Annotated in this window: 22 protein-coding genes; 11 read left to right on the forward strand and 11 right to left on the reverse strand. The window is 61.3% G+C overall.

Annotation, left to right across the window (positions count from 1 at the left end; genetic code table 11):
* Positions 1–61 precede the first annotated feature (61 nt).
* Positions 62–1,252 carry an N-acetylmuramoyl-L-alanine amidase gene (locus tag ABX74_RS26820; protein ID WP_020909860.1) on the forward strand — a complete coding sequence of 397 codons (1,191 nt, stop codon included), beginning with the start codon at positions 62–64 and terminating at the stop codon, positions 1,250–1,252.
* Positions 1,253–1,272: 20 nt separating this feature from the next.
* Here the strand turns inward: ABX74_RS26820 and ABX74_RS26825 are convergent, their stop codons facing one another.
* The 4 genes from ABX74_RS26825 to rsmG form a co-directional block, all read right to left on the reverse strand.
* Entirely contained in the window at positions 1,273–1,956 is a 684-nt protein-coding gene (locus ABX74_RS26825; protein ID WP_007729135.1) for a hypothetical protein, read from the reverse strand.
* Between the two features lie 255 nt (positions 1,957–2,211).
* Positions 2,212–3,252 carry a ParB/RepB/Spo0J family partition protein gene (locus ABX74_RS26830; RefSeq protein WP_019746202.1) on the reverse strand — a complete coding sequence of 347 codons (1,041 nt, stop codon included), beginning with the start codon at positions 3,250–3,252 and terminating at the stop codon, positions 2,212–2,214.
* Position 3,253: 1 nt separating this feature from the next.
* Positions 3,254–4,258, reverse strand: a complete 1,005-nt coding sequence (locus ABX74_RS26835) for a ParA family protein (protein WP_020909862.1) — start codon at positions 4,256–4,258, stop codon at positions 3,254–3,256.
* 81 nt (positions 4,259–4,339) lie between these two features.
* Positions 4,340–5,020 (reverse strand): 16S rRNA (guanine(527)-N(7))-methyltransferase RsmG, encoded by a 681-nt coding sequence (rsmG, locus tag ABX74_RS26840; protein ID WP_019746204.1) that lies wholly within the window; start codon positions 5,018–5,020, stop codon positions 4,340–4,342.
* 497 nt (positions 5,021–5,517) lie between these two features.
* Here rsmG and ABX74_RS29740 point away from each other — a divergent pair, with 497 nt between their 5' ends.
* Complete coding sequence (locus ABX74_RS29740) at positions 5,518–6,327, forward strand: MerR family transcriptional regulator (RefSeq protein WP_053062084.1); 810 nt, start codon at positions 5,518–5,520, stop codon at positions 6,325–6,327.
* 109 nt (positions 6,328–6,436) lie between these two features.
* Here the strand turns inward: ABX74_RS29740 and ABX74_RS26850 are convergent, their stop codons facing one another.
* The 7 genes from ABX74_RS26850 to rpmH form a co-directional block, all read right to left on the reverse strand.
* A complete protein-coding gene (locus ABX74_RS26850) occupies positions 6,437–6,646 on the reverse strand; it encodes a hypothetical protein (RefSeq protein WP_047890110.1) in 210 nt (69 codons plus the stop codon).
* A 3-nt stretch (positions 6,647–6,649) separates the two neighbouring features.
* Positions 6,650–7,582 carry an N-acetyltransferase gene (locus ABX74_RS26855; protein WP_047890111.1) on the reverse strand — a complete coding sequence of 311 codons (933 nt, stop codon included), beginning with the start codon at positions 7,580–7,582 and terminating at the stop codon, positions 6,650–6,652.
* 177 nt (positions 7,583–7,759) lie between these two features.
* Positions 7,760–8,323 carry a protein jag gene (locus ABX74_RS26860; RefSeq protein ID WP_003942504.1) on the reverse strand — a complete coding sequence of 188 codons (564 nt, stop codon included), beginning with the start codon at positions 8,321–8,323 and terminating at the stop codon, positions 7,760–7,762.
* A 20-nt stretch (positions 8,324–8,343) separates the two neighbouring features.
* Positions 8,344–9,450, reverse strand: coding sequence for a membrane protein insertase YidC (yidC, locus tag ABX74_RS26865; protein WP_019746208.1), 1,107 nt, complete (start codon positions 9,448–9,450; stop codon positions 8,344–8,346).
* A gap of 4 nt (positions 9,451–9,454) precedes the next feature.
* Positions 9,455–9,835, reverse strand: a complete 381-nt coding sequence (gene yidD, locus ABX74_RS30080) for a membrane protein insertion efficiency factor YidD (RefSeq protein WP_007729147.1) — start codon at positions 9,833–9,835, stop codon at positions 9,455–9,457.
* Positions 9,832–10,212, reverse strand: a complete 381-nt coding sequence (gene rnpA / locus ABX74_RS26870; RefSeq protein WP_019746209.1) for a ribonuclease P protein component — start codon at positions 10,210–10,212, stop codon at positions 9,832–9,834. The genes yidD and rnpA overlap by 4 nt, the downstream gene beginning before the upstream one ends.
* Before the next feature lie 26 nt (positions 10,213–10,238).
* A complete protein-coding gene (rpmH, locus tag ABX74_RS26875) occupies positions 10,239–10,382 on the reverse strand; it encodes a 50S ribosomal protein L34 (protein WP_003942540.1) in 144 nt (47 codons plus the stop codon).
* A gap of 780 nt (positions 10,383–11,162) precedes the next feature.
* Between rpmH and dnaA the strand changes: the two genes are divergently transcribed.
* From dnaA to gyrB, 9 genes are all read left to right on the forward strand, one after another.
* On the forward strand, positions 11,163–12,725 hold the full coding sequence (gene dnaA, locus ABX74_RS26880; RefSeq protein WP_003942491.1) for a chromosomal replication initiator protein DnaA: 1,563 nt from the start codon (positions 11,163–11,165) through the stop codon (positions 12,723–12,725).
* 584 nt (positions 12,726–13,309) lie between these two features.
* The gene (gene dnaN / locus ABX74_RS26885) at positions 13,310–14,494 is read left to right on the forward strand and encodes a DNA polymerase III subunit beta (RefSeq protein ID WP_007729165.1); all 1,185 of its coding nucleotides are present in this window, start codon (positions 13,310–13,312) and stop codon (positions 14,492–14,494) included.
* Between the two features lie 44 nt (positions 14,495–14,538).
* Positions 14,539–15,447 (forward strand): phosphogluconate dehydrogenase (NAD(+)-dependent, decarboxylating), encoded by a 909-nt coding sequence (gnd, locus tag ABX74_RS26890; RefSeq protein ID WP_019746211.1) that lies wholly within the window; start codon positions 14,539–14,541, stop codon positions 15,445–15,447.
* Positions 15,448–16,677 carry a DNA replication/repair protein RecF gene (gene recF, locus ABX74_RS26895; RefSeq protein ID WP_047890112.1) on the forward strand — a complete coding sequence of 410 codons (1,230 nt, stop codon included), beginning with the start codon at positions 15,448–15,450 and terminating at the stop codon, positions 16,675–16,677.
* Positions 16,670–17,215: a DUF721 family protein gene (locus ABX74_RS26900; protein ID WP_003942471.1), complete on the forward strand. Its 546-nt coding sequence runs from the start codon at positions 16,670–16,672 to the stop codon at positions 17,213–17,215. Before recF ends, ABX74_RS26900 begins: the two co-directional genes overlap by 8 nt.
* Before the next feature lie 124 nt (positions 17,216–17,339).
* Positions 17,340–18,251, forward strand: coding sequence for a metal-dependent hydrolase (locus tag ABX74_RS26905; protein WP_007729174.1), 912 nt, complete (start codon positions 17,340–17,342; stop codon positions 18,249–18,251).
* Positions 18,251–19,372 carry a PDR/VanB family oxidoreductase gene (locus ABX74_RS26910; protein ID WP_024487650.1) on the forward strand — a complete coding sequence of 374 codons (1,122 nt, stop codon included), beginning with the start codon at positions 18,251–18,253 and terminating at the stop codon, positions 19,370–19,372. The genes ABX74_RS26905 and ABX74_RS26910 overlap by 1 nt, the downstream gene beginning before the upstream one ends.
* A gap of 27 nt (positions 19,373–19,399) precedes the next feature.
* The gene (locus tag ABX74_RS26915) at positions 19,400–20,323 is read left to right on the forward strand and encodes an alpha/beta fold hydrolase (RefSeq protein WP_003942581.1); all 924 of its coding nucleotides are present in this window, start codon (positions 19,400–19,402) and stop codon (positions 20,321–20,323) included.
* 197 nt (positions 20,324–20,520) lie between these two features.
* Positions 20,521–22,557 (forward strand): DNA topoisomerase (ATP-hydrolyzing) subunit B, encoded by a 2,037-nt coding sequence (gene gyrB / locus ABX74_RS26920; protein ID WP_003942515.1) that lies wholly within the window; start codon positions 20,521–20,523, stop codon positions 22,555–22,557.
* The last annotated feature ends 32 nt before the right edge of the window (positions 22,558–22,589 follow it).

Here is a 22,589-nt window from a genome sequence, read left to right on the forward strand (position 1 = left end):
ATCGGGTCTACGACCAGGCACATCGATCGAATTCGTTAACCGATCCGAGAGGCTTTCACGCATGCACAGACTCCGACACGGCGATCACGGCCCGGCCGTCGCCGAGATTCGGGGCACATTGACGAAGCTGGGATACCTCCATCACGGAACTTCCGGCATTCGACGTGAAAGCGCCGACGGTGCCCACTGGGTTGCACCCGACGCCATCTTCGATCATCAACTCGACAGCGCCGTTCGTGCCTTCCAGCAGCAGCGTGGGCTTCTTGTCGACGGCATTGTGGGCCCGGCAACCTATCGGTCACTTCGTGAGGCCTCGTACCGCCTGGGTGCCCGTACGTTGATCTACCAGTTGTCTGCGCCGCTGTACGGCGACGACGTCGCAGCGCTGCAGGCAAAACTGCAAGATCTGGGCTTCTACGCCGGGCGGGTCGACGGTTTCTTCGGCCCGCAAACCCACGAATCTCTCTCGTCTTTCCAGCGTGAAATCGGGATCGCTGCCGACGGTATCTGCGGACCGCAGACACTCCGTTCGCTGGAACTTCTGGGAACCCGCGTCACCGGTGGTTCCCCCCATGCGATCAGCGAAGAGGAACTGGTGCGGCGTAAGGGCCCGCAGCTTGGCGGTAAGCGCATCGTCATCGATCCCGGCCTCGGCGGGCCGTCGACGGGCAACATCGTCAACGGCATCTCCGAAGCTGACATCCTCTGGGATCTGGCTATGCGCCTCGAGGGGCGGATGGCTGCAACCGGGATGGAAACTTTCCTCTCCCGCCCGCACAACGCCGATCCCACCGAGGCCGAGCGCGCACTGACATCCAATGCGTTCGACGCGGATCTGATGATCTCCCTGCGTTGCGACAGCAACTCGAGCCCGTCGGCAAACGGCGTCGCGAGCTTCCACTTCGGAAATTCGCACGGTTCGGTCTCGATGATCGGGCAGGTGTTGACCGGTTTCGTTCAGCGCGAGATCGTTGCGCGAACCCCGTTGCGGGACTGCAGAACTCACGGTCGGACGTGGGAGTTGTTGCGCCTCACCAACATGCCGACAGTGCAGATCGATCTCGGCTACCTGTCCAACGCGTCCGACGTTGCGGTACTGACGAATCCGCGGATGCGTGACACCATCGCCGAAGCCATCTTGATCTCGGTCAAACGGCTGTATCTGCTCGGTCAAGACGATCAGCCGACCGGCACCTTCACCTTCGCCGAGCTTCTCGCAGAAGAACTTTCGGTAGCCGACCGCATTTCGTAGGTCCTGCGGTCGGCACCTGCTCACACTCTGGCGAGCTCGCTGATCTCCACCATTTCGAGAGCTGCGGCCTTCAGTAGACGGTCGAGGGCTTCTTCGACGTCGACTTTCCATTCGTGATCTCGATTGAGTTCGAGACGAAGCCGCGGATAGCGATGGTGCGGTGCCACGACCTCGAAACCGTAATCCTCGAGGAACTCGGCACTGATCATGCATTCTGCGGGTGAACATTCCAGAGCGGCCGTTGCGCTGGCCACGTCGGAAGCAGGTCCCAAGTCGTCGCTACGGATACCGAATGCCTCGAGCGCACGAACTCCTCGTCGAACCAGATCTGTCACGACAGCGGCCAGCAGGCTTGGCCCTAGTTCTTCCTCTATGCCCGAGGGCTCGAGGCGAAGGCTTGTCAGAAGCACTGCGTCCGAGCTGACCGGGCTGGTCGGAAACAGTTGCGCGCGCGGGATCATGCGGGGAGGGGCGTACAACGCACTTCCAAGCGGCTTTCCGTCGCGGACGGCGACCTGTCCGCACGAACCCCACTCGAGCATGACCATCGACAGCCAGGCTTCCTTCTCGAATTCCTGATCGCAGAATCCTCGGGCGTCGTGAAGCGCGCCCGGGTCCATCTCCCAGAACACGCATCGACGCGCATGGGCGGAAAGCTGATCGAGGCTGTCGAGCGTGAGAGAGGTGATGACGTGAGTCGACACTGACTAACTCACTCTCCGTAGGTCCCCGAAGCGGTTTTGATGTTCGCCCGCCGCTTTTTTCTTCTCCAGGATAGGCCAGCTGTACCGAGTCGGCAGTGGCGCGAGAGTTGATCGCTCTAATGTATTGCTGTTCAACATCTTTCGTCCCGGTTCAAGATTTCGAGAAGCTCGGACCACCTAAATTCGTCACAGTGACGAAAATAGGTGGTGTGCCCGCTCATCGTCATTACGTCACCAAACGGGCATCCGAGTTCACTACGTCGATTTCTGCGCTTCCATCATTCCGACGATGCGTTGTAGGTCGTCGACCGAGCCGAATTCGACCACAATCTTTCCCTTCCGCTTGCCCAGACTGACAGTCACCCGGGTGTCGAACGAGTCCGACAACCGCTCGGCCACATCCTGCAGACCCGGCATCACGATGGGCTTGCGCTTCTGCGGGGGAGCGATCTCATTGTCCGCCCGGTTGGCAAGAGTGACGGCTTCCTCCGTCGCGCGAACCGACATTCCTTCGGCGACGATGCGTGCCGCCATGACTTCCTGAGCGTCGGCACCCGCCTCGAGGGACAGCAGTGCGCGAGCATGGCCGGCCGAAAGTACTCCAGCCGCAACGCGGCGCTGAACCGCCACCGGCAGCTTCAGCAGACGAATCATGTTGGTCACGACGGGACGCGAACGTCCGATCCGATTGGCCAATTCTTCGTGGGTTACTTCGAACTCCTCGAGCAACTGCTGATACGCCGCTGCCTCCTCGAGGGGGTTCAACTGCACTCGATGGATGTTCTCGAGGAGTGCGTCGCGCAACATCGAGTCGTCATCGGTTTCACGAATGATCGCCGGAATCTTCTCCAGCCCGGCTTCCTGGCTCGCGCGCCAGCGACGCTCACCCATGACAAGTTGGTACTTGTCACCGTGACGACGGACCACGATCGGCTGCATCAAGCCGAATTCGCGGATCGAGTGAACCAACTCCGCGAGCGCTTCCTCGTCGAAAACGCTGCGAGGCTGCTTCGGGTTCGTCTCGATCAGGCTCGGTTCGATCTCGAGATAGACCGCGCCGGTCGGCTCGAGTTCGGTCTCCGGCTCAGCTTCCACCGGAGCCTTCGCAGCCGTCGCCTTGGTGGCTTTCGGCGTTTTCGGAGCTGCCTTCGTCGGTGGGGGAGGGGAGGGGTTGCGCTTGTCGACGCCGATTACGACGTCCGCTGCAGCCGATCCCAAACCCGGTGCCGTGGCCGGCCCAGTGGGGATGAGAGCAGCCAAGCCGCGGCCCAATCCACCTTTGCGTGCTTGACTCATCTCACTGCTCCTGGGTCGTCGTGGTGGCAGAGCGGGCGGCAAGTTCGCGTCCGGCGTCGAGGTAACTCATGGCGCCGCGTGAACCGGGGTCGTAATCGAGAACTGTCATTCCGTATCCGGGAGCCTCGGAAACCTTCACACTGCGGGGAATCACAGCGCGCAGTACGGCCTCGCCGAAGTGCTTGCGTACTTCTTCGGCGACCTGGTCGGCCAGCTTGGTGCGCCCGTCGTACATCGTCAGAAGGACGGTGGAGACATGCAGATCCGGATTCAGATGAGCCTGGACGAGTTCGATGTTGCGGAGCAACTGACCGACCCCCTCGAGGGCGTAGTACTCGCACTGGATCGGGATCAGGACTTCCTTGGCAGCGACCATCGCGTTGACGGTCAGCAGCCCCAGCGAGGGCGGGCAGTCGATGAGGACGAAGTCGACGTCGAGCTCTGCGAGCACCTTGTCGTTGAGCGCGCCTTTGAGTCGATTCTCGCGGGCAACCATGGAGACCAATTCGATCTCGGCGCCCGCCAGATCGATCGTTGCCGGGATGCAGAGAAGGCGCTCACTGTGCGGGCTGGTCTGGATCGCCTCCGGGGCCTTCACTTCGCCTATGAGCAACTCGTAACTGGAGGGGGTGCCCGAGGTATGGACGACGCCCAGAGCCGTGCTGGCGTTGCCCTGAGGGTCCAAATCGACCACGAGGACAGTGAGCCCTTGAAGAGCGAGCGCCGACGCAAGGTTCACCGTGGTCGTTGTCTTACCGACGCCGCCCTTCTGGTTCGCGATGGTGATCACGCGGCGGAACGCCGGCTTCGGCAGCGTCACCGAATGGGGGTGAAGCACCTGGCTCGCTCGATGCGCGGCCGCCCCGATGGGAGTCTCCTCCGAGGAGATCGCCGCGTAGGGGGCGGTGAAATTGTCGTCGTCGTCGTTGACGATCTGATCCGCACCCGCGCCCGTGTGCTGCTTCGGTGTTTCACGTGAAACGGCGGATTCAGATCGACCCGACATTGACTGCTCCTTCGATTGGGAATCGATCACTAGGTGCTCTCATCATCTGTACATTGCTCTCGATTGCATGCGTGTAAATCATCAACGCTGGCGACGCTTCGGGAGACGTTCGGCCTTCACCACCACGGTGGGGGTGCGGAGAATCTTGGCTCCACATTCGAGTATTTCCAACTTACCTGCGCCCAATTTGGTGAGCGCCGTACGGTCCCGCTCGATCTCCTCGGCGGCGCTCGAACCCTTGAGTGCCAACATCCGGCCGTGCTCGTGAATGAGTGGGAGGGACCAACGTGCGAGCTTCTCCAGAGGCGCCACGGCCCGCGAAGTGACCACGTCCGCACCGCCCGCTTCCTTCACAACACCCGATTCCTCGGCTCGCCCTCGGACAACCAATACGTCCAATCCGTTGGACTCGATGAACTCCGCGAGGTACACAGAGCGTCGAAGCAACGGTTCGACGAGAGTCACCTTCAAGTCCGGGCGGGCGATCGCGAGAGGGATTCCGGGTAGGCCGGCACCGCTTCCTACGTCCACAACCGACTCACCTTCGGCGATCAGTTCACCGATCACTGCGCAATTGAGAAGGTGACGCTCCCACAGTCGGGGAACCTCACGGGGACCAATGAGCCCGCGCTCGACACCATCCGTTGCAAGGGATTGGTAGTACCGTTCCGCGATTTCATATCTGTCACCGAACACTGCGCGCGCAGTCTCTTGTTCGTCCCAGTCAACCGACGCCGCACCATTCTGTTCCACGTGAAACATCCTCCCGCGTAAACCGCGAAATCAACAATCAAGACCGAAATCATTATCCGCTCTGGAGCCGACATGTGTTCGCTTCTGCACACCGACTCGCTGTGAGTCTGCCGACTCGTTCATTCTTTGGGAAGTATTCGGCCCAAAATTCAAGTGGGGGAGGGGAGGGATTCACGTTCCACGTGAAACATTGCGCTGTTAAATCTTCCAATTCTGACCCGTTTCACGTGAAACATAGCCCGAAGGTCACATGCAGATAGTAGGTCGGTTTTCAATATCATCACAGTGACGAAACTGCCATGGATAGTTACATGGATGGAATTCATGGCCAAAAAGGGGTAATTGTCGACGAAAAGCGAGTTTCAGAAAAGGGCCGGCTTCGGACAGTTTCGGTGTCTCGCCGCCGATTGCCACGAGCTACCCAACCTTCGACTTGACTCTCCTGTTGCGGGAGACCGGAGACTTGGCACCAGAAACCGAAATCAATCCAAGGAGCTTGGCACCACATGATGCGCATCGGAGAGTTCGCCCTCGCCTCTGGACTCACAGTGAAAGCACTCCACCACTACGACGCCATCGATCTACTCAAACCCGCACGAGTGACCGCGAACGGTTACCGCACCTACTCACCCAGACAACTGCGAGAGGCAGCGACGATCCGGGCACTCCGCAACATCGGCCTCGCGCTCGACACCGTCGCAGAAGCATTGAGCAACCCGCACTACATAAATTCCTTCATCGAACGGCACCGAGCACATGTCGCTGACGAACGCGCACGACAAGATGCTGACGCGGCGCAAGGGTCCGCGTTGATCGACTCACTTGAACTCGACTACACCGTGCGCCGTCGTTCCATGCCGGCTCAACACTGGGTTGGACTGCAACACGAAATCCGTAGCCTCGAACTCGAGCAGGTTGAGTCGCCCCTGGCGACCCTGCGAATGGCCCTGACAGAAGCCGGCCACACGATCTCCGGTCCCTGGTGGACAACACTGCGCCAAACTGCAGAAGCTGAGGTCGTCGAAGTTCTGTTCTGCTGGCCGACTACCCAGATCCCCGCCGAGCCAGTTGGCATCTCCGGAACGATCGTCGAATCTGGCACACTCCCAGCGCGCGACGAACTGTTTGTGATACTCGAAACATCCGACGACGATTCCGATCTCGGCGATCTAGGCGCAGAAGCCGCACAGATCGCGATGATCGAGCAAGCAAACGATGACGGACTGGAGTTAGTTCACGGCAGCATCCGCCAGGTTGGAGTACTCGCTGACGACGGCACACCAGAAGCCATTGAACTCGTGATCGCCATCCAATAGGCGTCCACTACCAATCTGGGATGGAGATCGAGAGCTCGGGGCAACAATCATCGATTCTGTTTCACGTGAAACGAAGGGCTGACTATTCCGGCTGGGGGAGGGGAGGGGCTCACATGTAGTACGCCGTGTTGTCGATCGAATATCCGAACGTGCACAGTGCGCCGCCGACAGCCAATAAGGCAATGATGAAGCTGAGCATGACTGCTCTCCCGGATCCCCATGCCAGTGCAAGTGGAATGAATACGACGGCGACTACTCCCAGCGGCAACAGAAAGGCCCGCGCCGGCGCGATTCGGCGACGAACCTCCGGTTGACGCACGGCTCAGCCCGCCGGGGCCTCGAACACCATCCTCACCTCGGTCACCTGGTAGTTCGCCCGCTTGAACGCGGCGGCCATGGGCGTGTTGGGTACGTCCGTGGTCTCGGTGATGCGATTGGCGCCATCGGCTGCGTGAACGCGGGTGATCTCGCAGAGGATGTCGTCCACGTAGCGGCACCCGCGCAGCTCGGGCACTACTCCGAGGTATCCGACGTTGCGATGGTAGGGCGTCGCGGACGGGATCGCGAAGCCGACCAGCGTCCCGTCCATGGTCTCCGCCAGCCGCCACCACGATCGTTCGCCAGGGCACGACCGGTAGAACTCGAGATCGTCCCGGGCCTGGCTGACAATGTCTGTGGCCGCAATGCCTCGTTGCGTGGCGACGTCCAGGCTACCGACAGCGACCCGCTGGAACACCGCGAGGAACTCATCATCCGAGGCGGGACGGAACATCAGACGCTCGGAGGGGGCGGGCACACCGGCCGCAGGCGTCCACTCGAAACGCAGCCGCTCGATCATCTCGGTCAGTCCGGCCGCCTGGGCCGCCTCGCGACGCCAGGACACGGCGTCTGCGACGGCGGGATCCGCGTCCTGCCCGGCGGTCGGCACGACCAGCACATACTCAGGTTTCGCGTGGAACTCGGTGTGCGCCCGCGACATGAGTTCGGAGGCAAGCGCAGCACGATCCGGCACGTCTGCCAGCACGTGTAGGAGATCAGGGGCGAGCGGACGCTCACTGTCCTCACGCCCCCACCACAGCGCACGCGCGACGATCCTGGAGCCGTCAACGGCGAACCAACTCCATTCCGGACGAAGCCGTCCGGCCGCCACCTCTTCCCGGAGCGAGTCAGCGTCGACGAACCCGACCGGATCGTTCATCGCGAACCCCACGGGCTCTTCCAACTCGGCCCGCGTCGCGGGTCGTATCAGCACCATTGCTTCCCTTCACGACGCTTCATTGACGACAGGTTCCGAAATAGAGATAGGACATGTCGACAACGATAGGCACCTGACCTTCACCGTGCTGCCGGATTCGGTTTCACGTGAAACACCTCTCGGACACAAAAGCGGGCCCCGGAAAATCCGGGGCCCGCATTCGATCAGGGGGGGATGTCAGTCCTTGAGGACAACCACTCGACGAGACGGCTCAGCGCCTTCGCTCTCGCTGGAAACACCGGCGACCTTGGCGACGGCGTCGTGAACGATCTTGCGTTCGAACGGCGTCATCGGAGCAAGCTCTTCGCGTTCGCCGGTCTCGAGAACACGCTGTGCAGCTTCCGCACCGAGAGCACTGAGTGCCTCGCGCCGGCCCGCACGCCAGCCGGCGATGTCGAGCATCAAGCGGCTGCGCTCGCCTGTCGACTGCTGAACTGCCAGACGAGTCAGCTCCTGGAGAGCATCCAGAACCTCACCCTTGCGTCCCACGAGCTTGGTCAGGTCATCGCCGCCGTCGATGCTGACGATCGCCCGATCGCCCTCGACGTCAAGGTCGATGTCTCCGTCGAAATCGAGCACGTCGAGCAACTGCTCGAGGTAGTCGCCGGCGATCTCGCCCTCTTCGATCAAATCGTCATCGGAATCGTCGATGTCTACATCCACATCGGTAACCGGCGCAGTGGTCTCGGTGCTCACGTCTGCGTTCTCTCCATCCACAACGATGTCAGCTTCACTGGACATTGGTCGTTCTCTTTCCTGGATCAGCGCCGTTTATTGCGCTTGGGGGAGTTGCCGCGGTTGCTCTGTGGCCGGTTCTGTTTCGGTTTCGACGTAGAACCACCACTGGAGCCCGAGGGCTTCGGCTGAGGCTTCTTGAGCGAAACTTCCGGGGCGTCACCGTCGTCGTCGGCTGAATCCGCGGTCTTCAGCGCAGCCGGAGATCCCTTCTTCTTACCGGGATCGGGACGGGCACCGGGCTTGGGCGCATTGTCGTTGCGGCGAGTGATCGCTTCCTGCTTCTTCGCTTCTTCTTCGGCATCGATCTTGCGGAAGACGAGGTGCTGCTGACCGTAGGTCCAGATGTTGTTCGACACCCAGTACAGGAGGATCGCGATCGGAAGGAACGGTCCACCGACCAGAACGCCGAGCGGGAAGACGTACAGCGCGAGCTTGTTCATGATCGCGGACTGCGGGTTCGCGGCAGCTGCTTCGCTCTGACGGGCAACCGAAGCGCGTGAGTTGAAGTGGGTCGCGATGCTGGCAATGATCATCAACGGAGCGGCCACGAGAATGATGTTCAGGCGTGACGGAAGCTCGGGAACGTTCTCGGTGACATAAGCCTGAAGCTGCGCAACCGGCGTCGTGATCGCGGCCGAGATGGGCGCGCCGAACAGACGAGCATCCAGGAACGACTGGACGTCAGTGGCCGAGAAGACGTAGTTCGGGGTGTTGAGGTTGTCCTCGGCGCTCATGCCCAGCTGGCCCATGCCGGTACCGGTGCGGTTGAACGAGCGCAGGACGTGGAACAGACCGATGAACACCGGAGCCTGAGCCAAGACCGGGAGACAGCCCATGATCGGGTTGAATCCGTGCTCCTTCTGGAGCTTCTGCATCTCGACGGCCTGGCGCTGACGGTCGCCCGAATACTTCTTCTGCAATGCCTTGATCTGCGGCTGCAGTTCCTGCATCTGGCGGGTCGTGCGGACCTGCTTCACGAACGGCTTGTACAGAACCGCACGCAAGGTGAACACCAGGAACACCACGGAGAGCGCCCAGGCTATTCCGTTGTCCGGGCCGAGAATGAACCCGAAGACCTTGTGCCAGACCCACAGAATCGCGGATACCGGATAGTAAATGAAATTGAGCACGGCTCTAAGTACTCCTCTGTTCGTCCGTCGGACTGTGACACGCTGCGCGTGCTTCCGGACAGCTATGGCGGCTACCCGCATCACGGTCACGACGGGCAGGGACAGGGTCCCACCCTCCAGAATGCCAGGGGGCACACTTCGCCAACCGCACCACAGTCAAGAAAAGGCCTTTGATCGCCCCGTGAGTGCGCAGCGCTTCGACCGCGTATTCACTGCAGGTAGGGGTGAACCGGCAGGTCGGCATCCTCAAGGGCGACACATACGTCCGGTACAACTCGATACAGAAGATGAGAACAGTGGCGGGAGCGCGACGCACAGCCTTCAACACCGTGATGACACGGGAGGCTCTGGGAGTCTCGATCTGCTCAGAGAGCGGAGTACTCATGGCTCTTCACTTACCGACACCAATAGGTTCATTTTGGTCAGGCCCCCACGCAACTGCTTGGCCAGTTCGGCTGAACTGGCGGTAGCTGCGCCCGGAAGTGCGCGGATAACCACGTCCGTCTCCGGCGAAACCTGCCCGACGAAATCTGCACAGATATGACGAAGCCGGCGTGCGACTCGATGTCGAATCACCGCCGGCCCGACAGCCTTGCTCACGATCAGCCCGAAACGGGGACCGTGATTTGTTACTACCAGCGCCTCTACTTGCTCGCGATCGAACGCGTGCACGACAAGGTCGCGTCTTCCCATACGACGCCCGCGTCGCACCGCCACGGAGAAATCCGCGTGGCGACGCAACCGAGACGGCTCAGGCAACACCCCGAGCTCCTGAACTCGAAATCAGATCAGGCGGTGAGGGAATCGCGGCCCTTACGGCGACGCGCCGAAACGATTGCACGACCCGCACGGGTACGCATACGAAGACGGAAGCCGTGAACACGCGCGCGGCGGCGATTATTCGGCTGGAACGTCCGCTTGCCCTTGGCCACGGTCAACACTCCTCGAAGTTCATTGACGCCTCCCGGCGTCATTCAGTGATCGACGCCTTACGGCGCCTTTGGATCCAACAGGTACAGAACAATCAACTTCACTCGTTGTGGCTTGGAAGACCGATCCGACCTGACATATGTAGCCAGCACGAAGCGATCACCACCAGCGGGTGACCGTTCGAGGTTACTTACCACCGTTGCCAAGGTCAAACCAGCCCGATTCGGAGCCCTCCCGCGGCAACCACGGCGACACGCCGATACTTACACAATTCCGCAGATTCCATTCGCGGTGTGCATACGGCCGTGACCTCGAGCGAGGCGGCAAGTGTGACCTTGGCAACAGTTCCGCTACGGACTGCAGGTGACCCGAAGGCAACCCGGACAGTTCCACCGGCGCATGCTCTCGACAAGGCCTCATCAGCACATACGGGCACGAGCGCCGGACGCGACCCCGAATCCCGAGTTTCCACATTCATCCACAGGGCTGTGAGTGTTGACGCATCCCCGACACCAAGTGGCGAACGCCTCGAGTTCCGACAAAGTTGCAGGTAGATCAATTTCTCGATCACTTTGACGAATTTGGTTGACGAAAAAACCGACTCAGTGCAGGTTTGTCCACATCTGTGGATAATTGTGTGGAAACACAGCCCAGGTGGCATATTCGTAGCCTGTTACGGGGTTCTCACCCCGGGTGGTAATCCACCGAATCATTCGACGCCGCAGCCATACGCTCGGCAGCTGCAGCACACCCACTGTCGGCGAAACACGGGAAGGAACCACGTGAACGACGATCCCAACGCGCTCGCACGGGTCTGGGTCGACGTGGTTGCAGAACTCACGAGTGATGACCCCGGAAGTAATCTTCCGGCTTTGAGCAGCAAGCAGAAGGCATTTGTCCGTCTGGTGAGGCCTCTCACACTTGCTCAGGGTTTTGCACTCCTCTCGGTTCCATCGCCATTTGCTCAAGAGACGATAGAGCGCGATCTACGCGAGCCGATCCTGCAGGCACTCGGACGCCACCTCGGCGGCCAGGTCGAGGGACTCGGTGTCCGCATCGCACTCGAAGACGATGCCGACGCACCCGCCGAACCGGTCGAGGAGCGCACGGGCAGCCGTCAGTTCGAGTCGGTCAACTCATCGGGCGCATACCGTCGGCGCAGATTCACCGAAGGCGACGGAGAACCTTCGGACTCCGAGACTGCCGAGACCGAAGAAGTCGACGACGACCGCGAAGCACTCGCGAGCGTTCACGAATCGTGGCCGTCGTACTTCACGAAGCCGCCCGCTACTCCTTCTGCTTCTGGGTCCGGCGCGAACAGTCTCAACGCGAAGTACACCTTCGACACTTTTGTGATCGGATCGTCCAACCGATTCGCTCATGCCGCTGCCGTCGCGATCGCGGAGGCGCCGGCGCGTGCGTACAACCCCTTGTTCATCTGGGGAGCTTCGGGCCTGGGCAAGACGCACCTTCTTCACGCCGCCGGCCACTACGCACAGCGACTGTTCCCCGGCATGCGGGTCAAGTACGTCTCGACCGAAGAATTCACCAACGACTTCATCAACAGTCTTCGTGACGACCGCAAGGTCGCGTTCAAACGTCGATACCGGGAAACGGACGTCCTGCTGGTCGACGACATCCAGTTCATCGAAGGCAAGGAAGGTATCCAGGAGGAGTTCTTCCATACCTTCAACACCTTGCACAACGCGAACAAGCAGATCGTCGTCTCCTCGGACCGTCCGCCCAAGCAGTTGGCAACCCTCGAGGAGCGTCTGCGGACGCGCTTCGAATGGGGCCTGATCACCGACGTTCAGCCGCCTGAGCTCGAGACGCGTATCGCGATTCTGAGCAAGAAGGCGAGGATGGATCGCCTCGAGGTCCCGCACGACGTCCTCGAGCTGATCGCCAGCCGTATCGAGCGCAACATTCGTGAACTCGAGGGCGCGTTGATCCGCGTCACCGCTTTTGCCTCGCTCAACCGCCAGCCGTTGGATCTGACGTTGGCCGAGGTGGTCCTGCGCGATCTGATGCCCGATTCGTCGAGCCTCGAGATCAACGCGGCGACGATCATGGCGGTGACGGCCGAATACTTCAACATGTCGATCGACGACCTGTGTGGGCCGGGTAAGGCCCGGCCGCTCGCTCAGGCCCGCCAGATCTCGATGTATTTGTGCCGTGAGCTCACTGATTTGTCATTGCCGAAGATCGGTCAGACGTTCGGCCGTGACCACACGACGGTCATGTACGCCGACAAGAAGATCCGTAAGGAAATGACGGAACGCCGCAAGGTGTACGACCAGGTTCAGGAGTTGACCGCAAGGATCAAGCAGCGCTCCAAGCGCTGACCTGCACTTATTTCGATCGATGCCGCTCGAGGCAGAGGTTCCCTCGAGCGGCATCGGTGTATTCGAAGGGTTCCACGTGCGGTCCCCTCGAGGGCGGTTGTCCACCTCGAGGGACGACACGCCGGAGTCGGACACGCCGATGAGAACAAACTCTTCGTTTCTTGTGAAAAGTATTCACATCTGTGGATAACTGTGTTGATAACTCCGAAAGTCTGTGGAGTTCTCGAGGAGGAATCCGAAAACTTTCAGAGAGTGCACAGAGGGGGTCGATTGGTCCTCGAGTCTGTCCTCGAGAAGTGCACAGGCCCTCGAGGGGACCTACCAGCGTCGACAACCGTTGCTCCACAGATTGCACAGGACTTATTACTACTACTGAGAATTTCCTAGGAAAAGCTCTTTGAAAATAGTTCTGGGGACAACTCCTGTTGAGAACCTCGCCTCAGGCTGCGCTCGTCCCGGCTTCGGCTTTCCACTTGCGCCCTCGAGGGCATACGGTGGGCATCGCTTGGTCTGTGTCAGACTTCAAGTGAGCTGATGCAGATCCGCAGCAGACGAACATGCCTACCGAGAGGAATAACCCGGCGATGGAGCTTGGAAGCCTGAAGTTTCGCGTTTCCCGGGAAGAGTTCGCTGATTCAGTAGCGTGGGTTGCTCGTAGCCTGCCCTCGAGGCCGCCTGTGCCGGTTCTCGGCGGAGTTCTTCTCGACGCAACCGAAGCCGGCCTCACCGTTTCCGGGTTCGACTACGAGGTATCTGCGCAGGTCCGCGTCTCGGCAGATGTCACCACTGCAGGTCAGGCACTCGTCTCCGGACGCCTCCTTGCCGATATCACCAAATCGCTTCCCAACAAGCCGGTCGATGTGACCCTCGAGGGCACGCGCGTGCTCATCTCGTGCGGAAGCGCCAAGTTCTCCCTGCCCACGATGCCGGTCGAGGACTACCCCCAGCTTCCGACGCTTCCGCAGCAGTCCGGGTCCATTCCCGTCGACCTGTTCTCCGAAGCCATCAGCCAGGTAGCCGTTGCAGCGGGCAAGGACGACACCCTTCCGATGCTCACGGGTATCCGTGTCGAGATCGAACAGAATTCGATCGTCCTCGCCGCTACCGACCGCTTCCGTCTCGCCGTTCGTGAACTCGAGTGGACTCCGGCAAACCCTGACGTCCAGGCTGCTGTTCTCATCCCTGCGAAGACTCTGTCCGAGTCCGCGAAAACGCTTGCCGGCAATGCAAATTCGCCGGTCGAGTTGGCTCTCGGTTCTGGTACGACCATCGGAAACGACGGACTCCTCGGCATCGTCAACGACGGACGCCGCACCACGACGCGCCTCCTCGACGCCGAGTTCCCGAAGTTCCGTCAGTTGCTGCCTGCTCAGCACACCGCGATGGCAACGGTCGAGGTCACGCCTCTCATCGAGGCCATCAAGCGTGTAGCACTCGTCGCCGAGCGCGGCGCACAGGTTCGCATGCAGTTCTCCGCTGACGGTCTGCTCCTCTCTGCGGGTGGCGACGACGCCGGCCGCGCAGAAGAGACACTCAACGCGTCGTTCCAGGGCGAAGCACTCACCATTGCGTTCAACCCCGGTTACCTGATCGACGGGTTGAACTCGCTTCACAGCGAAAACGTTCTGTTCGGCTTCACCACTCCCAGCCGTCCGGCTGTTCTTCGCCCCGCGGCCGAGGAAGAGCCCACGGCAGACGAGTCCGGTAACTTCGCTGCGCCCTCGAGCGAGTACACGTACCTGCTGATGCCGGTTCGCCTCCCGGGCTGAGTGGTACCCCGCACTTCAGTTCGCGCCTGACCAGGGAGAACAGTATGAAGATCGGACTCGTAGGTCTCGGCAAGATGGGTTTCAACATGCGTGAGCGCTTGCGCGCGCATGGCCTCGAGGTGATCGGATACGACCCTCGACCGGAAGTCACCGATGTCGGGTCACTTGCCGAACTCGCTGCTTCCCTCGAGGGACCTCGAGTCGTCTGGGTGATGGTTCCGGCCGGTGAAATCACCCAGAGCACCATTGCCGAGCTGGCTGATGCCCTCGAGGGTGGCGATCTGGTCATCGACGGTGGGAACTCGCGTTACACCGACGATGCTGTCCATGCCGAGCTTCTGGGCGCCCGTGGGATCGGTTTCCTCGACTGCGGTGTCTCCGGTGGCATCTGGGGCCGTGAGAACGGCTACGGCCTGATGGTTGGCGGATCCGAGCCCGACGTGGCGAAGGCAATGCCGATCTTCGACGCCCTTCGCCCCGACGGCGACGCTGCAGACGGCTTTGTCCACGCCGGCCCCGTCGGTGCTGGTCATTACGCGAAGATGGTGCACAACGGCATCGAATACGGCCTGATGCAGGCGTATGCCGAGGGGTACGAGCTCCTCGAGGCGGAAAGCCTGATCGCGGACGTTCCGGGCGTGCTCCGAGCTTGGTCGAAGGGAACCGTCGTACGTTCGTGGTTGCTCGATCTGCTTGTCGACGCCCTCGAGGAGGATCCGGAGCTTGCGCAGATCACGGGCTATACCGAGGATTCCGGTGAGGGCCGCTGGACGGTAGAGGAAGCTATCAAGCACGCTGTCCCCGCTCCCGTCATCTCCGCTGCTCTGTTCGCGAGATTTGCTTCACGACAGGATGATTCACCGGCCATGAAGGCGGTGTCGGCCTTGCGTAATCAGTTCGGTGGTCACGCGGTCAAGAGCGCTTCGCCCAAGAATTCGGCTTCTGGAAGCTAAGTGTTCGTTCGTAGATTTTCGCTGCGGGACTTCCGATCCTGGGATTCGCTGACGCTGGACCTTACGCCGGGAACAACTGTCTTCCTCGGTTCGAACGGGCACGGTAAAACCAACGTCCTCGAGTCACTGGGGTATCTGTCCACGCTGTCCTCTCATCGAGTGTCCACGGATGCACCGATGATCCGCAGCGGTTCCGCCAGTGCTTTTGCGGGTGCAACTGTGGTCAACAATGGGCGCGAACTGACCATCGACGTCGAACTGATCGAGGGAAAGTCCAACCGCGCCAGGATAAATCAGTCGCCGACGCGTCGTCCGCGGGAAGTACTGGGAATTCTGCAGTCGGTGATGTTCGCGCCGGAAGACCTGTCGTTGGTTCGCGGAGATCCTGGCGATCGTCGACGCTATCTCGACGAGTTGTTGACGTCGCGGATACCCCGAATGGCTGCTGTCCGTGCGGATTACGAAAAAGTGCTGCGTCAGCGCTCAGCCCTACTCAAAACTGCTGGTGCGGCTTTGCGTCGCGGTTCTCGTGGTGGCGAGTCCGACAACGTCCTCTCAACCCTCGAGGTGTGGGACGGGCATCTGGCCGCTCACGGCGCACAATTGTTGGCCGGGCGCCTCGAGTTGGTCCATGATCTGGCGCCCCACCTGGCGGAGTCGTATCGTTCCATCGCACCCGAATCCCGGCCGGCGTCGATTCGATACAAGAGCAGCCTGGGTTCGTCGTTGGATCCCGAATTCACCGATCCTGCAAGGATTTCCGGAATCGACGACGTTGCATACCTCGAGGAGAGATTCCATCTCGAGTTGGCACAGATGAGGTCGAAGGAAATCGATCGCGGAGTGTGTCTGGTCGGTCCGCATCGGGACGACCTGGAGCTGGTTCTCGGCGACAGTCCGGCGAAAGGCTTTGCCAGTCATGGTGAATCGTGGTCGTTCGCGCTTTCGCTGAGACTGGCAGGTTTTGCCCTGTTGCGCGCGGACGGCAGCGACCCGGTCCTGATGCTCGACGACGTATTCGCGGAATTGGACCGTCGTCGGCGTCGTGCGCTCGCCACCGTTGCGGCAACCGCAGAACAGGTGCTGATCACGGCCGCCGTTCCCGAGGATGTACCGGACGAACTCGAGGCGGCCAAGTTCGGCGTCGAAGCCTCCGATACCGGAGACGGTCGGATATCCCGGATAGTGCCCGTAGGCTCGACGGATCAGGAGGTCGAGTTCGATGACTGAAGACAGCAGCGCGGCCCCGGAGCCCGAGCTCAAGGGGATCGATCTGGCGCGCCGTGCCCTCGAGGAGGCACGCGCGACAGCCAAAGCCAACGGCAAGGCCGTCGGGCAGGGGCGCTCGTCGCCCAAATACGGAAGTGGCCGCCCGCGTCGACGCAGCGGTTGGTCCGGCCCCGGCCCGGATGCGCGGGACCCTCAGCCGTTCGGTGCTCTCACCAGCGCTATCTCCAAGTCGCGTGGGTGGTCCCCCAAGGTGTCCGAGGGCACGGTTCTCGGTCGGTGGCCGCAGGTCGTCGGAGAAGACATCTCCGCGCACGCCGAGCCGATCTCTCTGAAAGAAGGTGTTCTCAGCATCTCCGCCGAGTCGACGGCTTGGGCTACCCAGTTGCGCATGATGCAGTCCCAGATTCTGGCCAAGATCGCTGCTGCCGTCGGTGACGGCGTCGTGAAGACACTGCGCATCACCGGTCCGAGTGCGCCTAGCTGGCGCAAGGGTGAAAGGCATGTGAAAGGCCGCGGACCTCGCGATACGTACGGCTGAGGAAAACTCAACCAGGACCTGGTTCTACCTATTACTTCGTGTTACAGTTAAAACTCGCTAGTGAGTGAACTGTGTCACAAGGCTGTCGTTCCCTACCGATCGGCAGGCATGAAGGAGTAGCTAGATGTCGCAGAAGATATCGACACCCGCTTCGTCGTTCGCCGAGCCGGATCACATCCTGTTGCAGGCTCGCAATGTCGAGTTCGACTGGTCCGATCTGCCCATGCACTGGATTCCGGGCGATCCGTTCAGCACACACGTTCTCAACGTGCTTCACCTTCTCCTCCCCGCCGGTGAGGAGTGGTTTGTCGAGACTTTCAAAGAAGCTCTTCCTCTGATCGAGGACGAGAAACTCCGTGAAGACGTCGTCGGATTCATCGGCCAAGAGGCGATGCACTCCAACGCGCACTCGGGTGTCCTCGTCCATCTGAAGGAAAACGGCCTGGATCCGACGCCGTACACCCAGCAGATGGAGTGGGCATTCTCGAAACTGCTCGGACCGCGCCCGATGACTGGTCTGCGCGCCGAGAATCACCTGGTGGAGCGCTTGGCGATCATCGCGGCCATCGAGCACATCACTGCTTTCCTCGGCGACTGGGTGCTCAACGCCAAGGGGCTCGACAAAGCCGGCATGCACCCGACCATGCTTGATCTTCTTCGCTGGCACGGCGCCGAAGAAGTCGAACACCGCGCCGTCGCGTACGACGTGATGCGCTACTTCGACAAGCGTGAGACCCGCCGGATCCGTACCCAGATCCTCGTCACGCCCGCAATCGTGTGGCTGTGGATTCGCGGTACCCGGTTCTTGATGCGCAACGATCCCGAGCTTGCCGCTCAGGCTCCCAGCCGTCGACGACCCCACCTGTCCGATTTCATCGCGGCCGGAAAGCGTGGCACAGTTCCCACGTCGTTCGAGCTGGTCAAGCGGATGTCGACGTACTTCAGCAAGTCCTATCACCCCAGTAACGAGGGCTCGACCGCCCAGGCGGTGCAGTACCTGGCGTCGTCACCCGCAGCTCAGGCGGCTGCACGGTGATTTCACTCTCGAGGGTCAAGGACGTCATCTCCGGGCACGACGGGTTGCCGCGTTTTCCGGCGCCTCCCGATTTGTCCGGAAAGAACCGTCCCGACCGTGCCATGCGCATCACGGAGTTGTTGGCGGACAAGTACCTTCGGGTGTTGACGGCCTACGACTACAACCCCGAGATCGCGGGCCACAACCCCGACACGGCCATGAACATGGTGGTCAGTACGCGTGAGGTGGTGGCGACCGACGAGAACGTCGTTCGCCTGCGCTTCGAATCCGCCGACGGTTCACCGATTCCGCCGTGGCACCCGGGTTCGCACCTGGACTTCCATCTACCTTCGGGTCTGCGGCGTCAGTATTCGCTGTGCGGCGACCCTGCCGATCGCACGGGATACAGCGTCGCAGTTCGTCGGATCCCCGACGGCGGTGGCGGTTCCATCGAGATGCACGCTCTCCAGCCGGGTGAGCACGTCACGGTACGCGGCCCTCGCAACGGATTTCCCTTTGTGGGTGAAGGCAGTGCGTTGTTTGTTGCCGGCGGCATCGGTATCACGCCGATCATCGCAATGGTCCGTGCGGCAAGAGAATTGGGGATGGACTGGTACTTCGTGTACTCGGGCCGCTCTCGTGAATCCATGCCGTTCCTCGACGAGATCGCGAGCTGGGAACCTGAGCGAGTCTTCGTGCGCCCGGACGACGAGTTCGGATTACCCACCACCGCAGACCTTCTCGGGCGAGCACCAGTCGGCGGCGCCGTGTACTGCTGCGGCCCGACGCCGATGCTCGACGCCGTTCGCCGCGGATTCCGCGATACACCCTCCACCGCTTTGCATTTCGAGCGGTTCGGGGCTCCGCCGGTGATCGACGGCAAGGAATTCGAAGTGCAGCTGGTCAATTCGGGACAGGTGCTCACCGTGCCCGCCGACGAGTCCGCGCTCGACGTCATCAAGAAGACATTGCCCGGTGTCGGGTACTCGTGTCAGCAGGGTTTCTGCGGAACCTGTCGCGTGAAGGTACTCGCGGGCAAGCCCGATCACCGCGAAAGGCGTCTGACCGACACCGAACAGGAAACGGAGATGCTCATCTGCGTATCCCGTTCCGACGGTGGACGTCTCGTTCTCGATCTCTAGATATTCCCGACTCCGAAGGGTTCGACAATGTCGAAGCACTCTCCTGTCCATGCCGTTACCGCGCGTCGCGTGACCAACGGTTCCGTCAGCCTGGCAGTGTTCGAGCAGGGCAAGGCAGACGGCGAGACCATCGTCCTGGTGCATGGTTGGCCCGACACCCATGAATTGTGGAACCGCATCGTGCCTTTGCTGGCAGACGACTTCCGCGTCGTCAGCTACGACAGCCGCGGGGCCGGTGAGAGCACGATCCCCTCGAGGGTGCAGGACTACCAACTGAGCGCACTGGCCGGCGATCTTTTTGCCGTCATCGACGCGGTCAGCCCGGGCAAGCCGGTGCACGTCCTGGCACATGACTGGGGATCCGTGGAAACGTGGGAAGCGGTCTGCGAGCCGGGTGCCGAAGAGAAGATCGCGTCGTTCTCGTCCATCTCGGGCCCCAATCTCGATCATCTCGGCAAGTGGATCCGGGCGAGCGTGTCCAAGCGTCGTTTCCTCGGCCCAGCGGCGCAGGGAATTGCGTCGGCCTACACCGTTCTGTTCCAGATTCCCGGGCTGTGCACCCTCCCGTTGCGTCTGTGGTTCTCCAAGCACTGGCCGGCATTTCTGGGCTTCTTCGACGGTCTGGACCCCCGTGTGGTCAACACCGCGCCCACCATCGCCGACGACATGGTGAACGGACTCAAGCTTTATCGCGCGAACATCCGGCCGTCTCTCGGCAAGCCGCGGGATCGGTACACGGACGTGCCTGTTCAGCTCATTCTGAACAAGTACGACAAAGCCGTTCGCCCGGTGGGATACGAAGACACCGAAAAATGGGTCTCCGACCTGCAGCGACGTGAAATTGCCGCGGGACACTGGTCGCCGTTTTCACATCCGGGCGAGGTTGCCGAACATGCGCGGGCATTTATCGCGAGCCTGAGAGAGCGTCGCTCGGAGAAGCAAAGTTCCTAGCGTTTCACCTTCAGGGGATCGTAAAAATTCGTCTGCGGCGCAGCCAGGGGTGTCATTGGCCGCTTCTAGTCGGTGCTTACCAGTAAGATGGTCAACGGTAACTAGCGGCAACATTCTCGAACCCGCTCCGACGACACCCGCAAGGGCTTGCTGACGGCTGCGCTCGAGTATTGACGGAGAAGGAGAGCTACCCACCCGTGGCTGCCCAGAAGTCAGATACAAGCACTTCCAGCAAGGACTACAACGCGTCGTCCATCACCGTCCTCGAAGGACTCGAGGCGGTACGTAAGCGTCCAGGCATGTACATCGGTTCCACCGGTGAACGCGGCCTGCACCACCTCATTTGGGAGGTCGTCGACAACTCGGTCGACGAGGCGATGGCCGGACACGCCACCAAGGTCGAGGTCACCCTCCTCGAAGACGGCGGAATCCGCGTCATCGACGACGGCCGTGGCATCCCGGTCGGCATGCACGCCTCCGGAGTACCCACCGTCGAGGTCGTGCTGACCCAGCTGCACGCCGGCGGCAAGTTCGACTCCGACTCCTACGCCGTCTCAGGTGGTCTGCACGGCGTCGGTATCTCGGTGGTCAACGCGCTCTCCACCCGGCTCGACGTCGACATCAAGGTCGACGGCTACCGGTGGCAGCAGACGTACACCGATTCCAAGCCGGGAGAGCTCGTACAGGGCGACCCGACGAAGGAGACCGGCACCACCGTCAGTTTCTGGGCTGATCCCGAGATCTTCGAGACCACCCGCTACAACTTCGAGACCGTTGCGCGTCGTCTGCAGGAAATGGCCTTCCTCAACAAGGGCCTGACCATCACGCTGACCGACGAGCGCGCCGAGGTCATCGACGACGAAGCTGCCGAGGTAGCCGAGGCTCCCAAGTCTGCTGCCGAAGAAGCCGAAGAAGCTGCTCAGGCAGCGCCGCGTAAGTCCAAGACCCGTATCTACCACTACCCCGGTGGACTCGAGGACTACGTTCGGCACATCAACAAGAGCAAGACCCCGATCCACAACTCGGTCGTGGGATTCACCGCCAAGGGCACCGGCCACGAGCTCGAGGTCGCAATGCAGTGGAACTCCGGCTACTCGGAGTCCGTGCACACCTTCGCCAACACGATCAACACCCACGAGGGTGGTACCCACGAAGAGGGCTTCCGCGCCGCACTGACCGCAACGGTCAACAAGTACGCGCTCGAAAAGAAGCTGCTCAAGGACAAGGATCCCAAGCTCACCGGTGACGACATCCGTGAAGGACTCGCGGCCATCATCTCGGTGAAGGTCGGTGAACCCCAGTTCGAGGGTCAGACCAAGACCAAGCTCGGCAACACCGAGGTCAAGTCCTTCGTGCAGAAGGCGTGCAACGAGCACCTCGCGCACTGGTTCGAGGCGAACCCCGCCGACGCGAAAACCATTGTGAACAAGGCTGTTTCGTCGGCGCAGGCCCGCGTCGCCGCGCGTAAGGCGCGTGAGCTGGTCCGTCGTAAGAGTGCGACCGACCTCGGTGGCCTGCCAGGCAAGCTCGCCGATTGCCGCTCCAACGATCCGGAGAAGTCCGAGATCTACATCGTGGAGGGCGACTCCGCAGGCGGCTCGGCCAAGTCCGGCCGAGACTCGATGTACCAGGCGATCCTCCCGCTTCGCGGAAAGATCATCAACGTCGAGAAGGCGCGTATCGATCGCGTCCTCAAGAACACCGAAGTCCAGTCGATCATCACCGCGTTCGGCACGGGCATCCACGACGAGTTCGACATCGCCAAGCTGCGCTATCACAAGATCGTGCTCATGGCCGACGCCGACGTCGACGGTCAGCACATCGCAACGCTGCTGCTCACGCTGCTGTTCCGCTTCATGCGGCCGCTCGTCGAGCACGGCAAGGTCTACCTCGCGCAGCCGCCGCTGTACAAGCTCAAGTGGCAGAAGGGTGCGCAACCGGAGTTCGCGTACTCCGACCGCGAGCGCGACGCGATGGTCAAGGCAGGCCTCGAGTCCGGCAAGAAGATCAACAAGGACGACGGCATCCAGCGCTACAAAGGCCTCGGCGAGATGAACGCCAAGGAGCTGTGGGAAACCACGATGGACCCGACGGTGCGCGTTCTGCGTCTCGTCACGCTCGACGATGCGGCTGCTGCCGACGAGCTGTTCAGCGTGCTGATGGGCGAAGACGTCGAAGCACGACGCAGCTTCATCACCCGCAATGCCCGGGACGTTCGTTTCCTCGACGTGTAGGCCTGCGGCCCTGTGAGCGGTTGCGGAGTCCC

The sequence above is a fragment of the Rhodococcus sp. ARP2 genome (assembly GCF_001029585.1).
Lineage (GTDB): Bacteria > Actinomycetota > Actinomycetes > Mycobacteriales > Mycobacteriaceae > Rhodococcus_F > Rhodococcus_F erythropolis.

Coding starts and splice junctions, on each gene's coding strand:
- ABX74_RS26820 (WP_020909860.1), top strand. CDS start 62: ATGCACAGACTCCGACACGGCGATCACGGCCCGGCCGTCGCCGAGATT.
- ABX74_RS26830 (WP_019746202.1), bottom strand. CDS start 3,252: ATGAGTCAAGCACGCAAAGGTGGATTGGGCCGCGGCTTGGCTGCTCTC.
- ABX74_RS26835 (WP_020909862.1), bottom strand. CDS start 4,258: ATGTCGGGTCGATCTGAATCCGCCGTTTCACGTGAAACACCGAAGCAG.
- rsmG (WP_019746204.1), bottom strand. CDS start 5,020: ATGTTTCACGTGGAACAGAATGGTGCGGCGTCGGTTGACTGGGACGAA.
- ABX74_RS29740 (WP_053062084.1), top strand. CDS start 5,518: ATGATGCGCATCGGAGAGTTCGCCCTCGCCTCTGGACTCACAGTGAAA.
- ABX74_RS26855 (WP_047890111.1), bottom strand. CDS start 7,582: ATGGTGCTGATACGACCCGCGACGCGGGCCGAGTTGGAAGAGCCCGTG.
- ABX74_RS26860 (WP_003942504.1), bottom strand. CDS start 8,323: ATGTCCAGTGAAGCTGACATCGTTGTGGATGGAGAGAACGCAGACGTG.
- yidD (WP_007729147.1), bottom strand. CDS start 9,835: ATGAGTACTCCGCTCTCTGAGCAGATCGAGACTCCCAGAGCCTCCCGT.
- dnaN (WP_007729165.1), top strand. CDS start 13,310: ATGGAGCTTGGAAGCCTGAAGTTTCGCGTTTCCCGGGAAGAGTTCGCT.
- gnd (WP_019746211.1), top strand. CDS start 14,539: ATGAAGATCGGACTCGTAGGTCTCGGCAAGATGGGTTTCAACATGCGT.
- ABX74_RS26900 (WP_003942471.1), top strand. CDS start 16,670: ATGACTGAAGACAGCAGCGCGGCCCCGGAGCCCGAGCTCAAGGGGATC.
- ABX74_RS26905 (WP_007729174.1), top strand. CDS start 17,340: ATGTCGCAGAAGATATCGACACCCGCTTCGTCGTTCGCCGAGCCGGAT.
- ABX74_RS26915 (WP_003942581.1), top strand. CDS start 19,400: ATGTCGAAGCACTCTCCTGTCCATGCCGTTACCGCGCGTCGCGTGACC.